Here is a 20741-nt window from a genome sequence, read left to right as displayed (position 1 = left end):
TTGCAGGTGGTCGGAGCCATCAGCCGCCACAGCGCGTTTTTCGAGCAGGCGATCAGAACCGCCCTCAGCCACACGATTTTCGATCAGGCGATCAGAGCCACCTTCAGCGACTACAGGTTGAGCCGAGGTCGCGGCGAAAGCGTTCACTGCGAAAACCGAGAAAGCGATGCTGAGGAGGGTCTGGCGTTTCATGATCGTGTGCTCCGGGGTGTAATGGGTTGGTATGGAGCAGATGTTACGCCGCAGGATTTTTAAGAGAACTTCATTGACGTGATGGTGAACATCGATGCGATCGATAGGGTGATTGCCTTACCTGTTGTGAGAGTGATGATGCAGTCGTCGGACGGACGCGGCGTGATCGACGGCGGCTTCTACACTGGATAGCTGGCGCGAGTCATCGCAAGGAGGTGTGCATGTATCAGCTCTATGGTTATCAAAACTCCGGCGCCGCGGCGATCGAGGCGGCGCTTGTGCTCTGCCGGGTTCCCTTTCGCTTCATCGATGTCGAGTCATCTGCCGAGGCCGCCCAGGATTTACGCAAGCTCAATCCACTCAAGCAGATCCCGACACTGCAATTGCCTGACGGCAGCATCCTGACCGAGAGTGCGGCCATCCTGATTCATTTGGGGCTGACATTTCCCGAGTCGAACCTGCTGCCGAAAAACCCTGCCGACCGCGACCAGGCGATACGCGGCATGGTCTATATCGTGAGCAATTGTTATGCCGCCATCGGCGTCATCGATTTTCCGGAACGCTGGCTGGCCGAAGCGGATGAAGCTTCGCGGCAAAACCTGATCGCTGGCAGTCGCGCGCGGCTGCACTGGAGTTGGGAAGTGTTTGCCGATCAGTTTTCGGCAGAGCTGTACCTGGACGACGAGACACCTGGCGCGCTGGACGTGCTGGCGGCGGTGATATCGCGCTGGGCGGGAAGCCGGGAGCATCTGCGCAGTACCCGACCGGGGTTTTACGCCTGGCTGGAGCGCATCGACCGCCACCCCACACTGGCGCCGGTTTTCGCCCGGCACTGGCCCGCCTGAACCACAACCCCACTTACTGTAGGAGCGAGCCTGCTCGCGATGGTGTGTCAGTCGACACCGCTGTAACTGACAGTCCATCGCGAGCAGGCTCGCTCCTACAAGGGGATTTGCGGCGTATTGGAATTACTCGCCGCGAATGTACTGCTCCAACTGCTGGATCAACTCAGCCTGTTCGGCGATGGCTTCCTTGACCAGGTCACCGATCGACAGCAAGCCGATCAACTTGCCGTCTTCCACCACTGGCAGGTGACGCAGGCGCCTGTCGGACATGATGCCCAGGCAGGTGTCGACGGTCTGGTGCGTGTCCACGGTGATCACCGGCGATACCATGATGTCGCGCACCGGCGTGCCCACCGAAGAACGTCCGTGCAGCACCAGTTTGCGCGCGTAATCCCGTTCACTGATGATGCCCAGTACCACATCGTTTTCCACCACCAGCAAGGCGCCAACGTTTTTTTCGGCCATCTTCATCAGCGCTTCGAGCACCATATGATCGGGTTTGATCTGGTGCACTTCCTGGTTTTTCTGATCTTTCAACTTGAGCAGTTGCGCGACGGTTTTCATGGCGGTTTCCCGGGTGTTGTCGTTGTCCTTGAAGAATCGTAGACCCAAGCGCGCAGGGCAAGGGCGAAAGCGGCAGATAACACGCAAAAAACGCCATTTGGCGGATTTTCTTGTGTAAACCTCATGCACTCACCCTGTAGGAGTGAGCCTGCTCGCGATGGCGGGCTTACATTCAACATCTATGTCGGCTGACACAATGCTTCGCGAGCAGGCTCGCTCCTACAGGGACCGCGTTCAGGGGAAATGACGCGTAGAATCAACATCCTGAATCAAAACCGAGGTTTGCAGTGGTGGATTTACCCCAGGGCTTCGTCCTGACCCGGCATTGGCGCGATACCCCGGCGGGTACGGAAGTCGAGTTCTGGCTGGCGACCGACGGCGGTCCCCGGCGCCTCCGCCTGCCTTATCAGCCATCGGTGGCGTTCATTCCGGCCAGCCAGCGCGAGCAGGCCGAGGCCTTGTTGCATGACGAAAAAAACGTCGAGCTGCGCCCCTTGGCCTTGCAGGATTTCGAACATCGCCCGGTGCTCGGCCTGTATTGCCGGCAGCACGGGCAGTTGATGCGCCTGGAAACCGCGCTGCGTCGGTCCGGTGTCGAGGTGTACGAAGCTGACGTACGCCCACCGGAACGCTACCTGATGGAGCGTTTTATCACCGCTCCGGTGCGCTTTGGCGGCACGTCAGGGCCCGAGGGCCTGTTGCTCGACGCGCAGATGAAACCCGACCCCGACTACCGGCCGACCCTCAAGCTGGTGTCCCTGGACATCGAAACCACCGCCCAGGGCGAGTTGTATTCCATTGCCCTGGAAGGGTGTGGCGAGCGCCAGGTGTACATGCTCGGCCCGGCTAATGGCGACGACAGCGCGGTGGATTTCCAGCTCGAATACTGCGAGTCGCGAACACTGCTGCTGAAAAGGCTCAACGACTGGTTCGCCCGACATGACCCCGATGCCATCATTGGCTGGAACCTCGTGCAGTTCGACCTGCGGGTGCTGCACACACACGCCCGGCAACTGGGGGTACCGCTGAAACTGGGGCGTGGCGGCGAGGAAATGCAGTGGCGTGAACACGGCAACGGCAACCATTATTTCGCTAGCGCTGCCGGCCGGCTGATCATCGACGGCATCGAGGCCCTGCGTTCGGCGACCTGGAGTTTCCCGTCGTTCAGCCTGGAAAACGTCGCGCAAACCCTGTTGGGCGAAGGCAAGGCCATCGACAACCCGTACCAGCGCATGGACGAAATCAACCGCATGTTCGCCGAGGACAAGCCGGCACTGGCCAAATACAACCTCAAGGACTGCGAGTTGGTCACACGGATTTTCGCCAGGACCGAGCTGCTGACGTTTCTACTGGAGCGGGCCAGTGTCACCGGTTTGCCGGCCGATCGCATGGGCGGCTCGGTTGCAGCGTTCACCCATCTCTACATGCCGCTGATGCACCGCCAGGGCTTCGTCGCACCGAACCTGGGCGGCAAACCTGCGCAAGCCAGCCCCGGTGGTTTTGTCATGGACTCGCAACCGGGGCTGTACGAGTCGGTGCTGGTGTTCGACTACAAAAGCCTTTATCCCTCGATCATCCGCACCTTTCTCATCGACCCGGTGGGCCTGATCGAAGGGCTCAAGCATCCCGATGACGCCGACTCGGTGCCGGGCTTTCGCGGTGCGCGATTTTCCCGCACCCGGCATTGCCTGCCGTCCATCGTCGCCCGCGTCGCCGAAGGCCGGGAAACCGCCAAGCGCGAGCACAACGCGCCGTTGTCCCAGGCGCTGAAGATCATCATGAACGCGTTCTACGGCGTGCTCGGTTCCAGCGGGTGCCGTTTCTTCGATACGCGGCTGGCGTCGTCCATTACCTTGCGCGGCCACGAGATCATGCTGCGCACCCGCCAGTTGATCGAAGCCCAGGGCCACACGGTGATTTACGGCGACACCGACTCGACCTTCGTCTGGCTGCGGCGCGCCCACGGCCAGCAGGAAGCCGCGCAGATCGGACGCGCGCTGGTGGATCACGTCAACCAGTGGTGGCGCGAGCACGTGCGTAAAGAATATGGCCTGGAGAGCGCCTTGGAGTTGCAGTACGAAACCCACTACAAACGGTTCCTGATGCCGACCATTCGCGGTGCGGAGGAGGGCAGCAAGAAGCGTTACGCGGGGTTGGTCACCCGTGCCGACGGCAGTGAGGAGATGGTCTATAAAGGCCTGGAAACCGTGCGTACCGACTGGTCGCCGCTGGCCCGGCAATTCCAGCAGGAACTGTACCTGCGCATCTTCCAGCGCAAGCCCTATCAAGACTATGTGCGCGATTACGTGAGCAAAACCCTGGGTGGCGAGTTCGATGACCGCCTGATTTACCGCAAGCGCCTGCGCCGCACCCTCGACGACTATCAGCGCAACGTCCCGCCCCATGTGCGGGCGGCGCGCATCGCCGACGATTACAACGACCGCCAGGGCCGCCCGCGGCAGTACCAGAACGGTGGCTGGATCAGCTATGTGATCACCGTCGCCGGTCCCGAGCCGCTGGAAATCCGCAGCGCGCCCATTGATTACGACCACTACATCACCCGGCAATTGCAGCCTGTGGCGGATGCGATCCTGCCGTTCGTCGACGACGATTTCTCAACGCTGATTGGGGGGCAACTGGGCCTGTTTTGAGTCCAGCAGCGACAGCGTCCAGTCGTCCAGGATGCCGTGGAAATACTGGTTCAGGGCTTGATGAAACGGGCTGTCTTCGGCGGCGACCTGAGCGAACAGGGTCATCGACGAATGAAATTTCAGGTCGTCCGGATGGCCGAAAATCGCCGCCACCGAACGCTGCCGGATGTTCAGCACTTCCTGGGTGCAGGTACGCAACCGGGCGCCCAACAGAGGGTGATCGAGGTAGGCCTGCGCCTCTTCCCGGGAGCGGATCGCGAAGCGTCGGGACATTTCGCTGTCACCCAACCCGGCAAGTTGCGGAAAGACAAACCACATCCAGTGGCTGCGCTTGTGACCGGCGTTCAGTTCGGCCTGAACCCGGTCGAACACCGGGCCTTGCGCCTGGATAAAGCGTTGCAGGTTAAAGGCGTCCGGTGGATCGGTGCTTCTCATGACGAAGCCCTCTGACAGCGTGATGGTTCAGACCATGGCCAGCCGCTGCTTGCGTTTGGGCGCGTGAAACGCTTGGTCCAGCGCCTCCAGATCCCCGGCTTCAAGCTGCAGCCCGGCAGCCTGGGCGTTGAGTCGCACATGCGCAGGAAGGACCGCCTTGGGGATGGCGATCACCCCCTCCTGGCGCAGCAGCCAGGCCAGCGACACCTGCGCAGGCGTCACACCATGACGGGCCGCCACCTGTTTGAGCGTAGCATTGGCCAGCATCTGCCCGCCCTGGCCGATCGGACAGTAGGCCATGACGGGCATGCTGTGCTGCTGGCACCAGGGCACTAAATCAAATTCTATCCCGCGCTCCTCCAGGTTGTAGAGCACCTGATTGGTGGCGCAGGCCGGGGTGTTGAGTTCCAGCAAATCATCGACGTCGAAATTGGACACGCCCCAACGGCCGATCTTGCCGGCTTCGCGCAGGCGTTCGAAGGCTTCGACGGTTTCCTCCAGCGGATACTGGCCGCGCCAGTGCAGCAGGTACAGATCGATGTACTCGGTGTTCAATCGACGCAGGCTGCGTTCGCAGGCCTGGGGAATGCCTTTGCGGCTGGCGTTGTGCGGGTAGACCTTGCTGACCAGGAAAATCTTCTCGCGCTGGCCGGCGATGGCTTCACCCACCACTTCCTCGGCGCCGCCTTCGGCATACATTTCGGCGGTGTCGATCAGGGTCATGCCCAGTTCGATGCCCAAGCGCAATGCCGCGACTTCGTCGGCCTGCCGGGAGCGGTCTTCGCCCATTTGCCAGGTGCCTTGGCCGATGACGGGCACTTTGGTGCCGGCCAGTTGCGTGGTGCGCATGTTTAACTCCCTTTGATCCTTACACCGGTTGGCAACAGGATAGCCCCTCGGGTTCCATCCTGGCGGCCCTGCGGCCCACTTCACTGTTGCGAATGTACCGGCCCTCTTGTAGGAGCGAGCCTGCTCGCGAAGGCGTTGTGTCAGGCACTTCATGGGTTGGCAGGCACTCCCTCTTCGCGAGCAGGCTCGCTCCTACATGGGTAATGGAGTTAAGGCATAAAGATAGATCGCATCGATATAAGTGGTTATAAGAAAAATCGCTATGCTGCGGGCCAGATTTCCTCTGTGGTCTATGTGGACGTATCAATGGATTTAGTGAACATCGGGTTGGTTGTCGCCGGGCTGGTCGTCGGCTTCATCGTCGGCATGACGGGCGTGGGTGGCGGGTCGTTGATGACGCCCATCCTGCTATGGTTTGGCATTAACCCGGCGACCGCGGTCGGCACCGACTTGCTGTACGCGGCCATCACCAAGTCCAGTGGCGTGCTGGTCCACAAAAAGAACAACAACATCGACTGGGCAATCACCGGTTGGCTGACCCTTGGCAGTGTGCCGGCGGTGGCGATGACGTTGTGGTTCCTGAGCAGTTTGCACTCGGCCCCCGATGCAATGAACGCGATCATCAAACAGGCCCTGGGTTTCGTCCTGTTTGCCACGGCACTGGCGATCCTGTTCAAGAAGCGCCTGCTCGATTTCGCCCACAAACGCGCCGGCGGCAGCTACAAGCCGAGCGGTACGCGGCTGAATGTACTGACCGTGATCACCGGCCTGGTCCTGGGCACCATGGTGGCGCTGACCTCCATCGGCGCCGGCGCCCTGGGCACTGTGGCGTTGTTCATTCTTTATCCGCTGCTGCCGACCCGCCGCCTGGTGGGTACGGAAATCGCCCACGCCGTGCCCCTGACGCTGGTCGCCGGTCTTGGCCACGCGAGCATGGGCAACATGGATTGGCACGTGCTGGGTTACTTGCTGGTGGGTTCGTTGCCGGGGATTTACCTGGGCAGCCACCTGACCGGGCGCCTCTCCGATGAACTGTTGCGCCCGTGCCTGGCGACGATGCTGGTATTGATCGGTTACAAACTGGCGTTCTGACTGAATGCGCTACGCCAGCTTCATTCGCGGGTGAAAATTTCCAGCAGATGCCCGTCCGGGTCATCGAAATACACCCGCCGCCCTCCCGCGTAATCATTGACCTGCTTCGGCCGCTGTTTGCCGGGGTCGGCCCACCACGGCTGTCCGCGTGCCTGCAGGCGCGCGAAGGCCCGGTCGAAGTCGTCGTCACCCAGCAAAAATGCATAGTGCTGCGAAGCGATCGGTGGATCGTTGTCGTAGAAGTCGAGTGACACCTGGTTGTCGAACCTGACGATCAGCATCGGTCCGAAAGGCTCAGGGGCGGGCAGGCCGAGGAGTTCGACCAGGAAGTGTGCCGATCGGTGTTTGTCGCGGCACCAGACGATGGTGTGGTTCAACTGCGCGCTCATGCAGGGGCCCTCACGGTGGATCAACCCGCTCTTTGCCTGTTTTCAGATTAGCCCAGCCTGTTGCGCAATGACTGCCCTGACCTAAGCTTGGGGCAAGGCGGACACATTTGCGAAGCGTCACCGGAACGAACGCCGCAATGCGCAATCATTAGAGCGTGAATATCAAAAGGAGATGCGCATGCTCATCAGGTCACTGACCCTGGCTACCTTGCTGGCTGTCGCCGGCCCCCTGTTCGCCAACGATGGCGACTCTCCTCTGGATATCGACAGGGGCAGGGCTCGACCACTGATTGTCATCGCGCCGAGCACCGTTGATCCCGTCTGGGTGAACCTGAAGAAATCCCTGGAAGATCCCACCAACAAACAGGGTGTCGCCGAGCGCAACATCAGGGTCTACAGCGTGTTGAACATGTCTGGCCAGCTCGACGGCAAGGACATGGGCCAGCAGGACACCATGGCGTTGATCCGGGCGCTGAAACTCGGTGCCGGGGCGTTGCCGAAAGTGATTCTGGTGGGCAAGGACGGCGAGAAGAAACTCGAAAGTTCGGGGGAGGAATCGAAGTCGGTCGACCTGAAAAAAATCTTCGACACCGTCGACGCCTTGCCGGCGGCCGAGAAGGAAGCCGCTGCGCCCGCGCCACCACCGGTGGCTGCCGAGCCGGCCGCTGAAAAGGGTGCCAAGGGGGCCAAAGGTACGAAAAATGGCAAACCGGCCAAACCGGCCAAGCCGCCGGAAATGCCGGATGATTGACCTGTGGGAGCGAGCTTGCTCGCGATGAGGGCCTCGCATTCAACATCTCTGTTGACTGAACTGCCGCTATCGCGAGCAGGCTCGCTCCTACAGGGTATTGCGCCAACATGTTTTTACCAGTTGTAGCGATATCCCACCGTCACCGCCCACGGCTGTTCAATATCACTGCCCTTGGTGTATCCGCCATCGACGTAGACGTTGTGCTTATCCGCCGCCGTCAGCATGACCCCGCCACCGATCTCGCCCCGTGATCCTGGCAAACGACTGTCGAGTTTTGCACCGTTGACCTTCACATGACTGTCACCGGCATGTTCGGTGATCCAGGTGGCCTTGGCGTAAGGTTTCACCGCGATGCCGTCGCCCCATTGCAAATCCCGCCCAAATACTCCACCCACACGGCTTTGCACTGAGTTCATCGCAACCTGCTCGACGCTCAAGCCATTGCTGGCGGTGTAGCGGCCTTCGCTGATGCGCACCACTTGCAATCCCGCCCGAGGTTCGACGAACCAGCCCCGGCCCAGGTCGATGTGCTTGCCGACCTGCACATCAGCACTGACGGCGTGGTTCTTGTACTGCGCCTTGACCTTGTTCCCGAGGTTGCTGGTGATGTTGATTTCGTTGTCCAGGCGACTGTATTTCAACGCGCCGTCGACATACAGGCCGCTGCGGTCCAGGTAACTGGCATAGCCGCCAAGGGTGGTACTGTCGATCGCGCCTTTGCTGGCTTCGCCGAAATCCTGCCGCCCCTGGCCCTGGCCGATCAAGCCACCCACATAGAGCGTACTGTCGAGGACGGGCAGGGCTTTGTCGGCACCGATTTCCATGCCGTTCACCTGCTGCTGGAAGGCCCGGCTGGCGCCCGTGTCCAGGCGTTGTTCGGTGCCGTAGCCGCGCGTCCACACACCGCCCTGATCCTTGCCGGAACGCAGTTCACCGAAATGCCCGGTGGTGGCGCTCATCTGGGCGCTGATCAAGGCTGCGCTCGCTGCGTGGCTGGCCACTGCTGCGTTGGCGCCCTTGCTCAGGGTCTCGGCCTGCGGACGGTGGACAGGTTGAGCGGGATTATCCGGCTCAACAGGGGCCACAGGAAAAACCGGGCGTGCCGGGTCGACCGGGACGCTTGGGTCAACAGGATCAACCGGCTTCTGTGTCCCGTCCGGCTGGTCTGGCACCTCGACCCCGGCAAGATTGGCCAGGTACCAGTCGTCACCTTGCTGCTGCAACTGGTAACGATAAGCCCCCGCATCCACGGTCTGACCATAGAGTTTGAAATCGCCGCTGCCGCCACTGCCATCGACCAGCATCAACTTCTCATGCGCAGCGCCGGGCGCGTTGCCCGAATCGGCAATCACCAGTGTATGGGTGTCGCTGACCGGCCCCCGCACCCTGAGCAAGTCACCTTGCAGCGCGGCCAGGTCAGTGTTCATCAGGAAGGTGCCGTGGCCCGTCAGCGGGCCTTTGATCGTTAACGTGTGGAAACCGTTGATTGCCGGGGCGGCGAAGCTGACCTGACCGTCGACATGGCTATTGAATCCCAGGATGGCATCGCCCTTGAGTTGCAGCAAACCACCGGGGTTGATCGTCGTGTCACTGGCTTCGGCCCGATCCCCCAGGGCCATGACGCCCCCCTGATTGACGACCGTATTTTGCACAATCGTGCCGGCGACGCTTTCCAGCAAGCCGCCCTGATTGACCACGGTGCTGCTGATCGATGCACGATCGGAGACGGACAGGGTGCCACCGTCATTCACGGTCGTAAGCTCGGCATGGGCATCCTGGTAAACGTTCATCTGGCTATTGTTGACCGTTGTACCTTTTGCCAGGGCGTCCGTGTAAACGAACATCATGCCGCCATTGAGCCGCGTGCCGCTGGCCTCGGCGTTTTGCGCGACGTCGAGAAAGCCACCATTGACCGTGGTGGAAAACGCCTGGGCGGAACCGAGGACAACCATCTGGCCATCGTTCACGACGCTGTCGCGCGCCGAAGCAGTGTCATGGAGTTGCAGCCATCCGGTGTTGTCGACCGTCGTCGCTATCGATTCGCCTGAGTCCCAGAGATAGATGTGACCGTCGCTCACCGTGCTGTCGATGACACTGCCGCCGGTGCCCACGTTGAGCGTGCCATTATTCTCCACCAGAAGATTGGATTGAGCGGTTGTCAGGCAATTCATCGTGTCGCAGCTGGCGGCGAACGTTTTGAAGGGCATCAAGCCCAACACCAACAAGGCGCCAGACGCCGAAACCCGGGAAACCCGCCTATCAAATGTATACATGGAAGTCCGCCGACTGCATGGGAGAGAGGGGGCGGATTCTCCGTATGGGCGGAAGGCAGGTAACGCAGGTGATTCCTAATTTTTTGTGGGAAACGTCCTACACGATCAGGTATGGAGGCTCGCGCGAAGGCTGTCCTGAAGGCAGGCCATTTGCAGGGCAAAGGCGTCAAACAGCCGAGTCAGTTCCTGGTTCGATGCGTTCGTTTTGCATCCCAGTTCAAGCGCCTCGCATGTCTTGATCAAGGAGGTTGCGTGGATAATCCGTGCGCTGCCGAGGATCTTGTGGCAGCGGCGCTTGACCGCCTCCAGATCGCTCGCCGCGTGCAGTTGTTGCAGGACATCGAAGTCTTCCTGATTGGTGCGCAGCACCGTGGCCAGCAGTTGCCGGGTCAGGGCCGGATCGCCTGCGGTGATGTCGCGAACCCTGGAAATGTCGAAGCAGGTGAGCGAATCCCGCGGCGTTTGTTCGGTCCGGCGCAGATAGTGTTCGAGGGCAGAGCGAGTTACGGGTTTGAACAGGCAATCGTTCATGCCGGCCTCAAGACAGCGCTGGATTCCCTCGGGCTGGGCGTTGGCGGTCAACCCCACCACGTGGGTGGCCAGGCGTCCTTCGTCGGCCTCGAGTTCTCGCAAGCGACGGGTCATCTGCTCGCCACTCATCTGCGGCATGTTGCAGTCGGTAATGACGTAATCGAAGACTTCCTGCTGCCACAAACGTAATCCTTCCACACCGTTTGCCGCACACCGGATCCGCATGCCCAGAGACTCCAGTTGCCGTTGCAGGACCACGCGATTGAACTCGTGATCCTCGACGATCAGGATGCTGCGCACAGGCAGGGCCGGCATCTGCTCGGGTTCGGCTGCCGGCGTGGCCTCATCCTCCGCCATTACCACGACGTCGAGTTCCACTGTGAAGCATGAACCTTGCCCCGGTTCGCTGACGCAGGTCAGTTGGCCGCCCATCAACTGCGTCAGTTGCTGGCAGATCGCCAGGCCCAGGCCGGTGCCGATCTGCAACTCGGTGTCGCTCGAACCGAACTGCGTGTAGGGCTGGAACAGGCGCCGGCGCTGCTGCTCGTTCATGCCGATGCCGGTGTCCCGCACGCTCAGTCGCAGGCGGGCGGGTGCATCCCCGGGCGCAAGCGTCAGCTCGACATTCACTGTGCCCTTTGGGGTGAACTTGATGGCGTTGCTGATCAGGTTGGACACGATTTGCCGCAACCGCAGCGAGTCCAGTGCCAAGGCGATGTCCGGCCCGTGTTGGACGAAGATCAGCGCTACGTCCTTTTGCCGCGCGAGGCTGGCGAAACCCTCGATCACGGTGTTGACCAGGCGTACGGGATGACAGGCACCGCTGCGCAGTTCGAATTTGCCGGATTCGATTTTCGACAGGTCGAGAATCTCGCCGATCAGCTCCATCATGCCACCGGCCGACTTTTGCGCGATGTCGATCAGTTCGCTGTCGGGACGTTGATCGCGCAACAGTTCGAGTACTCCAATCAGCGCGCTCATGGGCGTGCGGATCTCATGACTCATCACCGCCAGGAAGTGGCTCTTGCCGCGGTTGGCCGCTTCGGCCAGATCCTTGGCCTGATGCAAGGCGTGTTGCAGGTGATGCTGCTCGGTCAGGTCGATCCAGCCGCCGATGACCCCGGTCATGGTGCCGTCGGAGTCACGATAGGGCAGGGCCCAGTGGTAGATGTGGTAGGTCGTGCCCTTGACCGTCACGGTGAAGTTGTCGAAGGACGGTTCGCCACTGGCCAGGGTCGCCTGATGAATCCGCTTGTAACTCCAGGCGTCTTGCGGGGCCAGAATGTTCGCCTCGATCAAGCCTTTGCCCTGCACCTGATCAAGCTCGATTTGCATCACTTGCAGATACGCTCGATTACACGTCAGTAGCAGCCCCTGGCGATCACGCACGTAAATCGGATGCGGCGTGCCGTCCACCAGCACCTGCATGAACACCAGTTGGTCGTTCAAGGCTTTCTGCGCTTTCAGGCGTTCGGCCATTTGCCGGCGCAGCCCGAGGTTCCAGGCCAGAAACGCCATGACCACTACCGACAAGCCCAGCACGGCTTTGTAGAACCAGCCTTTGTAGGCATTCCAGCCACCCTCGCTTTCCTGCGGGTCTTGCCAGCGATTGGCCAGGTCGGTCAACTGGTCGGGGCTGATGTCGAGCAACGCTTTATTGAGGATCGAGAGCAGTTCGGCATTTTGATGCCCGGTGGCGAAGCCGATCAGCGCGGGCTGGGCGCCGATCACCGAATCGATTTGCAGACGACCACGAAAGAACCGGTCGATCAGGTAGGTGGCACCCAGTTGCGGCTGGATCACACCCTCGACGTCACCCTCGGCGAGCAGTTCATAGGACTCGATGGGCGCGTCGACTTCCACTCGCTGGATATCCGGCCATTCCCGTTCCAGCCAATTGGCCGCGGCCGAGCCTTTGATGATCGCCACGCGCCGGCCTTTGAGCCCGGTCAGGCCCGTGTGTTCTGGCTGTGGGCGGGTTACCAGCACAAAAGGGTTCATCACGTAGGGTCGGGAGAACGCCAGGCTGGCGTCACGTTGTTCACTGTACGTGAGTGCACCAATGATGCTGGCCGGGTCCCGTTGCACGCGGCTGGTCATGGCGTCGACGGAGGTGATTTTGACCGGCCGGAACACCAGCCCCGTACGGTCGTTGATCGACTCCAGCACATCGGCGGCCATGCCCCGCAGTTGCCCGTCGGCATTGAAGAAGCTGAAGGGCGAATACAGGTCGTTGGCCAGCACGTCGATTTGCGGGTGATCCTTGATCCATTGCTGTTCGCTCGCGGTCAGTTGCAGGCGGTTATAACCCAGCCCGGGATTGTCCCCGATGCCCCAGCGCCGGGCGATCACGGCGCGTTCCTGGGGGGAAATCTTCGACAGGGCGTTGTTGAGCAGGGTACGCAGCGACTGGTCCTGACGGCGGACGGCAAAGCTGAAGCCCAGCCCCTCGGAGTCGCGCTGAATGGTTTGCTTCAGGCTCTGCTGATAACTGCGCTCCACCAGGTACTGCGCGGAAATGGCGTCGGTCAGCAGCACCATCCCTTCGCCATAGGCGACCCGTCCGAGTCCTTGATAGGTCGAATTGACCGATTCCACGGTCAGCTCGGGAAACAGCGCGGCCACACGCTCCCGGACGATCCAGTCGGAATCGAACAACACCTTGGTGCCCGCCGGTGGCCGGTCATTCGGCCAATGGGTACCGAACCGGCTGATCAGGACCGCCTGGTCGTAGGCGTAGGGTGCAGTGAGTAGCAGATCGGCATGGATGGCTTCCAGGTGATTGATCCGCGGGACCAGATCCACTTCATCCTGTTGAAGCGCTGCCAGGGCTTGCTCCTGGCTGGCGTAGCGCTCGACTTGAAGACGCACCCCCAGGCCCCGGGCCAGCACATCGAGATAATCCGCCGACAGGCCTTCGTAATCTTTCCGGTTGGCGGTGATGTCCAGCGGCGGCCGGTCGGGCAGGTACACGCCGACGCGCAGCATGGCCTTGTGGGCCAGCCATTGGCGTTGCGAGGTGTTGAGCGTCAGGCTGACGCTGCTGTCGGCCGCGCGGCTGAGCAGCGACAGCGGCTCGGCGGACGCCTGCAACGACAGGAGCATCAGCACGCTCAGCAGGGTCCGGCAGATCGCAGTCATGATTCAGACCAGATCATTGCGCTTGGCGAATTCAATCAGCTCCAGCAGCGTCGACACATTGAGCTTTTGCATCAGGCGGGTTTTGTAGGTGCTGACGGTCTTGTTGCTCAGCAGCATGTCGTCGGCGATCTCCTTGTTGCTCTTGCCCAGTGCCAAGCCGTGCAACACCTTGAGTTCGCGCCGCGAAACGCCGCTGAGCAGCTGCGCATCGTTGGCGGCGTAGTCGCTTTTGCGCACCGAACTGAAGGTGCCGATGGGAAACCAGGTCTTGCCGCTGGCGACGGCTTTGAGGGCGGTGGCAATCTCCACCGGGTCGTCGACTTTCGACAAAAACGCCACCGCACCGGCCCGCATGCATTGCACGGCGTAGGCCTGGCTTTTCAGCCCGGTATGCACCAGCACGTGGGCCGCACTGCCGCCGATGCGCAGCCGATCAATCACCGCCATGCCATCGAGTTGCGGAATATCGAGGTCGAGCACAATCGCATCGGGCTTGAGCTCGAACGCCTTGCTCAGGGCATCCACGCCGTTATCGCACTCACCGACGATCTCATGGCCTTCACGGGCCAGAATCATCCCGATCGCCATGCGCACTACCGCGTGGTCATCGACCAACAGCACTTTCATGGATCAGCCCTCATGCCCTGGTTCAGCATAGTCCCTGAGCCGAAAGGCGGTCTTCAGGGGGCGATGCGTGGCGGGGTGGTTTAAAAAGGGCGCGATCGTACGCGGTTTGGACGAACGTGCGAAAGGGGCGATGGCACGGGTGTGCCATTCAACTTTGTGGCAAATGCACAAGAGTGATGGGTTGGGGGCTATTTCAAGGCTGTGCCCATTTTGTTTGCCGCCGTCGAACCTTGTGGGAGTGAGCCTGCTCGCGATGAGGCCCTGACATTCAATATCTACGTCGACTGTCAGATTGCTATCGCGAGCAGGCTCGCTCCCACAGGTAAGGGGGGCAGATTACTTGCTCAGTGCGCTCAATATCGTATGAGCCACCTTCACCCGCTCGGCATTCGGGTAGTTCCTGTTCGCCAATATCACGATGCCGATGTCTTTTGACGGCACATACGCGACATAAGCACCGAACCCGCCGGTCGATCCGGTTTTGTTGAAGAGTACGTTGTCCGTTTGAGGTCGGGGCGGGTTCAGCCACTGGACCTTGTGGGCCTCCATGGCCATGGGCGTCGAATTGCCGGCGAGCAGCGTTTCGAGGGTGACCGGGTAGTGGTAGGCCTCCCAGCCCAGGCCCTGGGTCATGTCGCCGACGGTGTAGTAACCGGTGTGGGTGGTGGCGATGGCCTGCTGCAAGGGTTTTTCCAGATCCGTGGGTTTCATGTTCGCCTCGACATAGCGAAGCATGTCCGCGGCGCTGGTTTTCACCCCGTAGGCCTCGGAGTCCAGTGCTCCCGGCGAGACCCGTACGGGTTTGTCATCCTTGTTATACCCCTGGGCGTAGAGTCCCATCTGATCCTGTGGCACCTTGAGGAAGGTGTGCTTCAACCCGAGTTTCGGCAGCAGGGTTTTTTCCATGACGTCGTCAAAGGACGCGCCCATGCTTTGGGCCGCCAGATACCCGAACAGCCCCAGGCTCGGGTTTGAATATTGTCGATAGGTGCCGGCCGGATAAACCGGTTTCCACTGCTTGAAATAGCCCAGCATCCTGTCCGGCGCATCGGCCGAATCCGGAAACTGCAACGGCAGGCCACCGGCGCTGTAGGTGCCGAGTTGCAGCACGCTGATGTTGTCGAACGCGCTGCCGCGCAGTTGCGGCAGAACGCTGCTGGCCTTGTCGGATAACGACAACTTGCCGCTGGCCACGGCATAGGCGGCGAGGGTCGTCGTGAAGGTTTTGCTCACCGAACCGATTTCGAACAGGGTGTTTTCGGAGACGGCGGTGCCGTTTTCCTTCGAGGCGACACCGTAGTTAAAGTAATGTGCTTGGCCGTTGACGGTGATGGCAATCGCCATGCCGGGGATTTGCTGTTGTTGCATTACCGGTTCGATGGCGGCGTTGACGATGGTTGCCACGCGGTCGTCAGCCATGCATTGACTGGTGCCGAGGAACAATGCCAATGCGCTGCAAATCGTAAACATTTTCAGGTTTTTATCAGGCATGACTGAGTCACTTCCATGAGTATTCAGGGTGTTGGTCGAACGGTGTCCCGATCCGGGCCCCGGATGAGCGAAGCAAATCTAGGCAGTCTGACAAGATTGGACAACCGATGATATTTTGCACGAGCCATTAGAAAAATTTGGGGGTTGTCATGATTCGACCGCAATTGCCGCTCAATGCACTGCGGGCCTTCGAGGCCTCGGCGAGGCACTTGAGCTTTACCCGTGCGGCGGTGGAATTATGTGTTACGCAGGCGGCGGTGAGTCATCAGGTCAAGAGCCTTGAGTCGCAACTGGGTGTGACCCTGTTCAAACGCTTGCCTCGTGGGCTGATGCTGACCCGTGAAGGGGAAACCCTGTTGCCGGTTTTACGTGAGTGTTTCGATCGTATTGCCGAAACGCTGGAGTGTTTTCAGGGCGGGCATTTTCGTGAAGTGTTGACGGTCGGGGCAGTGGGGACCTTCGCGGTGGGATGGTTGTTGCCGCGACTGGAGGACTTCCGGGCGAAACATCCGTTCATAGATTTACGTTTGTCGACCCATAACAATCGCGTGGATGTCGCCGCCGAAGGGCTGGATTACGCCATTCGTTTTGGTGCGGGGGCGTGGCATGGCATTGAAGCGGTGCGGGTGATCGAGGCACCGCTTTCGGTGTTGTGTGTGCCCGGGATTGCCCGGCTATTGAAATCACCCACCGACCTTTTGCGGCAGACGCTGTTGCGTTCGTATCGCACGGACGAGTGGCCCGAATGGTTCCAGGTTGCCGGCCTTTCGAGCCCGGCGGCAGTGCCGGCGAGCATTGTGTTCGACTCGTCACTGGCAATGATGGAGGCTGCGCTGCAAGGTGCGGGCGTGGCGTTGGCACCGCCGCTGATGTTCTCGCGGCAACTGGCGGCGGGTGCGATCGAGCAACCTTTCGCGATTCATATCACGACCGGCAGTTACTGGTTGACCCGCTTGCAGTCGCGGCCGGAAACGTCGGCGATGGTGGCGTTCAAGGGATGGTTGCTGGATGCAGCGCAGATGAAATGATGAATGCACTTCCTGTAGGAGCTGAGCTTGCTCGCGATGGCGGTGTGTCAGACAGTTAATTGTTGCCTGACACACCGCCATCGCGAGCAAGCTCAGCTCCTACAGAATTTTGTTGCGATTGGTTCAGCGCACCAGACACGGCCGCTTGTTATCGAACTTCCAGCCCGGCATCAGAAACTGCATCGCCACGCTGTCATCCCGCGCTCCCAGGCCCATGCCTTTGTACAGTTCGTGGGCCTTGGCCAGTTGATCCAGGTCCAGCTCGATCCCCAGTCCCGATTTCTTCGGCACCTGCACGCAACCGTCGACGATCTGCAACGGGGCCTTGGTCAGGCGCTGGCCGTCCTGCCAGATCCAGTGGGTGTCGATGGCGGTGATTTCGCCTGGTGCGGCGGCCGCGACATGGGTGAACATGGCCAGGGAAATGTCGAAGTGGTTGTTGGAATGCGAGCCCCAGGTCAGGCCCCATTCGTGGCACATCTGCGCGACCCGCACCGAACCCTGCATGGTCCAGAAGTGCGGGTCGGCCAGCGGGATGTCCACCGATTGCAGCTGGATCGCGTGTCCCATTTCCCGCCAGTCGGTGGCGATCATGTTGGTCGCGGTTTTCAGCCCGGTGGCGCGGCGAAACTCAGCTATGACTTCGCGGCCCGAGTACCCGTTTTCCGCACCGCAGGGATCTTCGGCGTAAGCCAGTACATGATGTTGGTCGCGGCACAAACGGATGGCTTCCTTGAGTGACCAGGCACCATTCGGATCGAGGGTGATACGCGCCTCGGGAAAGCGTTCGGCCAGGGCCGTGACCGCTTCGATTTCCGCGTCGCCACTGAGCACGCCGCCCTTGAGCTTGAAGTCCTTGAAGCCATAGCGCGCGTGGGCGGCTTCTGCCAGGCGCACCACGGCCTCGGCGGTCATGGCCTTTTCGTGCCGTACGCGGAACCAGTCGTTGTCGGCGTCCGGTTCGCTGCGGTAGGCGAGGTCGGTGTCGTTGCGGTCGCCGACATAAAACAGATAACCCAGCATCTTCACTTCATCGCGCTGCTGGCCTTCGCCGAGCAGGGCGGCGACAGGCACGTCCAGGTGCTGGCCGAGCAAATCGAGCAGCGCGGCTTCCAGGCCGGTGACGGCGTGAATGGTGATGCGCAGGTCGAAGGTCTGTAAACCGCGGCCGCCGGCATCGCGATCGGCGAAGGTCTGGCGTACCTGATTGAGGATTTTCTGGTACGTGCCGATCGGACTGCCGACCACCAGGCTGCGGGCGTCTTCGAGGGTCTGGCGGATGCGCTCGCCACCCGGTACTTCGCCGACGCCGGTGTGGCCGGCGTTGTCCTTGAGGATCACGATGTTGCGGGTGAAAAACGGGCCGTGGGCGCCGCTCAGGTTGAGCAGCATGCCATCGTGGCCGGCCACCGGCACAATCTGCATGCTGGTGATGATCGGGGCTTTGGCGGTTTCGTGTGCGGTCATTTTCTTGTCCTTCTCAAAAACAATATTCAGGCGTGGTGCTTCAGGCGGGATGGCTCGCGGGTTTGCCCGCTGCAATGACGGGGGCGGCCTTGGGTGTGTTGCGAGCGGCGAAAACGATGATCGCGGCGATGATCGAGGTTGCGGCCAGGCCGTACAGCCCACCCTGGATCGACCCGGTGCGTTCTTCCAGCAGGCCGAACGTGGTCGGCGCGACGAAGCCGCCGAGGTTGCCCACCGAGTTGATCAGCGCGATGACACCCGCGGCGATGCGCGCATCCAGATAGGCCTGGGGAATCGGCCAGAACAGCGACGACGCCGATTTGAAACCCAGCGCGGCAAAGCAGATCGCCACAAAGGCGAAGACCGGCCCGCCGGTGGTGGACATGAACATGCCGGCGGCGGCGATCAGCAGGGCGGCGGCGACCCAGGCTTGCTGGTGCTTCCATTTGGCCGACAGCGACGCGAAGGCGTACATGCCGACAATCGACAGCAGCCATGGAATCGAGTTGAACATCCCGACCTGGAAGTCACTCAGGTCGCCCATCTTCTTGATGATGCTCGGCAGCCAGAAGGTCGCGGCGTAAATGGTCAACTGAATAAAGAAGTAGATCACGCAGAACAGGATGATCTGCCGGTCCTTGAGCAGCTTGCCCAGTGAGGGTTTGATCGGCGTCGCGGCTTCGCGGGCCTGTTGTTCGTCGTCGATGGCCTTGACCAGCGCGTCCTGTTCGTCGCGGGTCAGCCATTTGGCGTCGTGGGGTTTGGAGTCCAGCCAGAACCAGACAAAGAAGCACAAGCCCACCGAGAACATGCCTTCGATGAAGTACATCCATTGCCAGCCGTGCATGCCCAGCCCGTTGATTTGCAGGAGCAGACCGGACAAGGGGCCCGAGATCAGCGAGGCAATCGCCGAGCCGCTGAGGAAAATCGCAATCGCCTTGCCACGCTCCACGCCGGGCAGCCAGCGGGTGAAGTAGTAGATCACCCCGGGAAAGAAACCGGCTTCGGCCACGCCCAGGAGAAATCGCAGGATATAGAAGTGGGTTTCGGTCTGGATGAACGCCATGCCCGCGGCCACAAGGCCCCAGGTCAGCATGATGCGGGTCAGCCAGAGGCGTGCGCCGACTTTTTGCAGAAGGATGTTGGAGGGCACTTCGAACAGCGCGTATCCGATGAAGAACAGGCCGGCACCGAGGCCGTAGGCGGCAGCGCCGATGCCCAGGTCGTGTTCCATGTGGGCGCGGACGAAGCCGATGTTCACCCGGTCGATGTAGTTGACGATGAACATGATGACGAACAGCGGCAAGACGTGACGTTTGACTTTCGAGATCGCGGACTTCAGGACCGAATCGGTGCCGTTGTCCATTGCGGAAATGGATGTATTCACTGCGTTTTCTCCCACTCGTTATTTTTATGCGGGGTGTGACAGGTGCTGCTTTTGTTGCTAGACATCATACAACTACATTTTTTCGCTCCGCAACCGCTTGCACCCAACAAAATCGCCATTGTTCAAAGATTTGTTATTCTGTTTTTGATTTTTTGTGGCTCGAAAGTGGGATGGTGCGCAGTGCTTGTTGAGTGTTGTCATACAAGTTGAATGAGTATTTTCGAGATTCCAGACAAGCGCAGTGCTACGATTCCGATAGCTCCGTCCTTGGATGATCGCGATGCAAGAAGACCTCGACGCACCTGCCCGCAAGCGCAGCCACAATCTGGCCCACGATCTGGTGGCCAAGCTGACCCAGAGCATCCTGCTCGGGCAGATGCTGCCCGGCGACAAGCTGCCGTCGGAGAACACGATCGTTCAGGAGCACGGCGTGAGCCGCACCGTGGTGCGCGAGGCAATCTCCAAATTGCAGGCCTCGGGGCTGGTGGAAACCCGTCACGGCATTGGCACTTTTGTGCTGGAGCGCGCGCCGGAGCAGGGGCTGCGGCTGAATGTCGATACCGCGCTGGGGGTGCGCAGCATTCTGGAATTGCGCATGGGCCTGGAAACCCAGGCGGCGGCGCTGGCGGCGATCCGTCGTACCGACCGGCAATTGGCGCAAATGCGCGAAGCGCTCGACGATTATCAAAACCTGCTGGCCAACAACGACAGTTGTGTCGAGGCTGACCGGCGCTTTCATCTACTGATTGCCGAAGCCACCGGCAATGTGTGCTTCACCGAAATCATGCAGCACCTGGGCAGCGCCATGATTCCGCGAACCCGGGTCAACGCGGCCGAACGTGGCGCGGTGGATTTGAGCAAGCTGGGTCAACTGGCCAATCTGGAACACGAGGCGATTCTCAACGCCATCAAGCGCCAGGACCCGGATGCGGCGCGGGCGGCGATGTGGCTGCATTTGACCAATAGCCGGGACCGCTTTTCGCCCAGCTGATCGTCAGTGATACCGAGTCATCGTTCATCGCGGGCAA

General features: G+C 60.7%; 16 protein-coding genes and 1 pseudogene. 6 read left to right on the top strand and 11 right to left on the bottom strand.

Going from position 1 to position 20741, the window contains the following annotated elements; translation table 11 throughout:
* Window positions 1-192, bottom strand: a pseudogene (locus tag GPL81_RS31560) (hypothetical protein); the annotation flags it as partial.
* Between the two features lie 221 nt (window positions 193-413).
* Between GPL81_RS31560 and GPL81_RS24700 the strand changes: the two are divergent.
* A complete protein-coding gene (locus tag GPL81_RS24700; protein ID WP_160108838.1) occupies window positions 414-1037 on the top strand; it encodes a glutathione S-transferase family protein in 624 nt (207 codons plus the stop codon).
* 123 nt (window positions 1038-1160) lie between these two features.
* Here GPL81_RS24700 and GPL81_RS24695 read toward each other — a convergent pair whose 3' ends face one another.
* Complete coding sequence (locus tag GPL81_RS24695) at window positions 1161-1601, bottom strand: CBS domain-containing protein (RefSeq protein ID WP_160108837.1); 441 nt, start codon at window positions 1599-1601, stop codon at window positions 1161-1163.
* 290 nt (window positions 1602-1891) lie between these two features.
* Here GPL81_RS24695 and GPL81_RS24690 point away from each other — a divergent pair, with 290 nt between their 5' ends.
* Window positions 1892-4252 carry a DNA polymerase II gene (locus GPL81_RS24690; RefSeq protein WP_178122629.1) on the top strand — a complete coding sequence of 787 codons (2361 nt, stop codon included), beginning with the start codon at window positions 1892-1894 and terminating at the stop codon, window positions 4250-4252.
* On the opposite strand, the gene GPL81_RS24685 is transcribed toward GPL81_RS24690, so the two are convergent.
* Together GPL81_RS24685 and GPL81_RS24680 are read right to left on the bottom strand one after the other, a co-directional pair.
* Complete coding sequence (locus tag GPL81_RS24685) at window positions 4217-4687, bottom strand: DUF1810 domain-containing protein (protein ID WP_160108835.1); 471 nt, start codon at window positions 4685-4687, stop codon at window positions 4217-4219. The two genes, GPL81_RS24690 and GPL81_RS24685, sit on opposite strands and share 36 nt — an antisense overlap.
* Before the next feature lie 27 nt (window positions 4688-4714).
* Window positions 4715-5536, bottom strand: a complete 822-nt coding sequence (locus GPL81_RS24680) for an aldo/keto reductase (RefSeq protein ID WP_160108834.1) — start codon at window positions 5534-5536, stop codon at window positions 4715-4717.
* Window positions 5537-5842: 306 nt separating this feature from the next.
* Between GPL81_RS24680 and GPL81_RS24675 the strand changes: the two genes are divergently transcribed.
* Window positions 5843-6628, top strand: coding sequence for a sulfite exporter TauE/SafE family protein (locus tag GPL81_RS24675; RefSeq protein WP_160108833.1), 786 nt, complete (start codon window positions 5843-5845; stop codon window positions 6626-6628).
* A gap of 20 nt (window positions 6629-6648) precedes the next feature.
* Here GPL81_RS24675 and GPL81_RS24670 read toward each other — a convergent pair whose 3' ends face one another.
* Entirely contained in the window at window positions 6649-7017 is a 369-nt protein-coding gene (locus GPL81_RS24670; protein WP_096509963.1) for a VOC family protein, read from the bottom strand.
* Between the two features lie 178 nt (window positions 7018-7195).
* Between GPL81_RS24670 and GPL81_RS24665 the strand changes: the two genes are divergently transcribed.
* The gene (locus tag GPL81_RS24665) at window positions 7196-7768 is read left to right on the top strand and encodes a DUF4174 domain-containing protein (protein WP_160108832.1); all 573 of its coding nucleotides are present in this window, start codon (window positions 7196-7198) and stop codon (window positions 7766-7768) included.
* A 113-nt stretch (window positions 7769-7881) separates the two neighbouring features.
* On the opposite strand, the gene GPL81_RS24660 is transcribed toward GPL81_RS24665, so the two are convergent.
* The 4 genes from GPL81_RS24660 to ampC form a co-directional block, all read right to left on the bottom strand.
* Complete coding sequence (locus GPL81_RS24660; protein ID WP_246218981.1) at window positions 7882-9975, bottom strand: autotransporter outer membrane beta-barrel domain-containing protein; 2094 nt, start codon at window positions 9973-9975, stop codon at window positions 7882-7884.
* 171 nt (window positions 9976-10146) lie between these two features.
* Window positions 10147-13713 (bottom strand): ATP-binding protein, encoded by a 3567-nt coding sequence (locus GPL81_RS24655; protein ID WP_160108830.1) that lies wholly within the window; start codon window positions 13711-13713, stop codon window positions 10147-10149.
* A gap of 3 nt (window positions 13714-13716) precedes the next feature.
* On the bottom strand, window positions 13717-14340 hold the full coding sequence (locus GPL81_RS24650; protein WP_160108829.1) for a response regulator transcription factor: 624 nt from the start codon (window positions 14338-14340) through the stop codon (window positions 13717-13719).
* 336 nt (window positions 14341-14676) lie between these two features.
* Entirely contained in the window at window positions 14677-15831 is a 1155-nt protein-coding gene (gene ampC / locus GPL81_RS24645) for a class C beta-lactamase (RefSeq protein WP_160108828.1), read from the bottom strand.
* 149 nt (window positions 15832-15980) lie between these two features.
* Between ampC and GPL81_RS24640 the strand changes: the two genes are divergently transcribed.
* On the top strand, window positions 15981-16859 hold the full coding sequence (locus GPL81_RS24640) for a LysR family transcriptional regulator (RefSeq protein WP_160108827.1): 879 nt from the start codon (window positions 15981-15983) through the stop codon (window positions 16857-16859).
* 123 nt (window positions 16860-16982) lie between these two features.
* On the opposite strand, the gene gudD is transcribed toward GPL81_RS24640, so the two are convergent.
* The gene (gene gudD / locus GPL81_RS24635; protein ID WP_160108826.1) at window positions 16983-18326 is read right to left on the bottom strand and encodes a glucarate dehydratase; all 1344 of its coding nucleotides are present in this window, start codon (window positions 18324-18326) and stop codon (window positions 16983-16985) included.
* A 40-nt stretch (window positions 18327-18366) separates the two neighbouring features.
* Window positions 18367-19713 (bottom strand): MFS transporter, encoded by a 1347-nt coding sequence (locus tag GPL81_RS24630; protein WP_160108825.1) that lies wholly within the window; start codon window positions 19711-19713, stop codon window positions 18367-18369.
* Window positions 19714-19993: 280 nt separating this feature from the next.
* Between GPL81_RS24630 and GPL81_RS24625 the strand changes: the two genes are divergently transcribed.
* The gene (locus GPL81_RS24625) at window positions 19994-20704 is read left to right on the top strand and encodes a FadR/GntR family transcriptional regulator (RefSeq protein ID WP_160108824.1); all 711 of its coding nucleotides are present in this window, start codon (window positions 19994-19996) and stop codon (window positions 20702-20704) included.
* Window positions 20705-20741 lie beyond the last annotated feature (37 nt).

It is taken from the genome of Pseudomonas izuensis, assembly GCF_009861505.1.
Taxonomy (GTDB): domain Bacteria; phylum Pseudomonadota; class Gammaproteobacteria; order Pseudomonadales; family Pseudomonadaceae; genus Aquipseudomonas; species Aquipseudomonas izuensis.
The sequence above is the reverse complement of the archived record's forward strand: the minus strand, read 5'-3'. Positions and strand labels throughout refer to the sequence as shown.

What these genes read in the sequence shown, in the direction of transcription:
- GPL81_RS24665 (WP_160108832.1), top strand. Translation starts at nt 7,196, where the DNA reads ATGCTCATCAGGTCACTGACCCTGGCTACCTTGCTGGCTGTCGCCGGC.
- gudD (WP_160108826.1), bottom strand. Translation starts at nt 18,326, where the DNA reads ATGACCGCACACGAAACCGCCAAAGCCCCGATCATCACCAGCATGCAG.
- GPL81_RS24700 (WP_160108838.1), top strand. Translation starts at nt 414, where the DNA reads ATGTATCAGCTCTATGGTTATCAAAACTCCGGCGCCGCGGCGATCGAG.
- GPL81_RS24675 (WP_160108833.1), top strand. Translation starts at nt 5,843, where the DNA reads ATGGATTTAGTGAACATCGGGTTGGTTGTCGCCGGGCTGGTCGTCGGC.
- GPL81_RS24685 (WP_160108835.1), bottom strand. Translation starts at nt 4,687, where the DNA reads ATGAGAAGCACCGATCCACCGGACGCCTTTAACCTGCAACGCTTTATC.
- GPL81_RS24695 (WP_160108837.1), bottom strand. Translation starts at nt 1,601, where the DNA reads ATGAAAACCGTCGCGCAACTGCTCAAGTTGAAAGATCAGAAAAACCAG.
- GPL81_RS24680 (WP_160108834.1), bottom strand. Translation starts at nt 5,536, where the DNA reads ATGCGCACCACGCAACTGGCCGGCACCAAAGTGCCCGTCATCGGCCAA.
- GPL81_RS24640 (WP_160108827.1), top strand. Translation starts at nt 15,981, where the DNA reads ATGATTCGACCGCAATTGCCGCTCAATGCACTGCGGGCCTTCGAGGCC.
- GPL81_RS24650 (WP_160108829.1), bottom strand. Translation starts at nt 14,340, where the DNA reads ATGAAAGTGCTGTTGGTCGATGACCACGCGGTAGTGCGCATGGCGATC.
- GPL81_RS24670 (WP_096509963.1), bottom strand. Translation starts at nt 7,017, where the DNA reads ATGAGCGCGCAGTTGAACCACACCATCGTCTGGTGCCGCGACAAACAC.
- GPL81_RS24660 (WP_246218981.1), bottom strand. Translation starts at nt 9,975, where the DNA reads ATGCCCTTCAAAACGTTCGCCGCCAGCTGCGACACGATGAATTGCCTG.
- ampC (WP_160108828.1), bottom strand. Translation starts at nt 15,831, where the DNA reads ATGCCTGATAAAAACCTGAAAATGTTTACGATTTGCAGCGCATTGGCA.
- GPL81_RS24655 (WP_160108830.1), bottom strand. Translation starts at nt 13,713, where the DNA reads ATGACTGCGATCTGCCGGACCCTGCTGAGCGTGCTGATGCTCCTGTCG.
- GPL81_RS24625 (WP_160108824.1), top strand. Translation starts at nt 19,994, where the DNA reads ATGCAAGAAGACCTCGACGCACCTGCCCGCAAGCGCAGCCACAATCTG.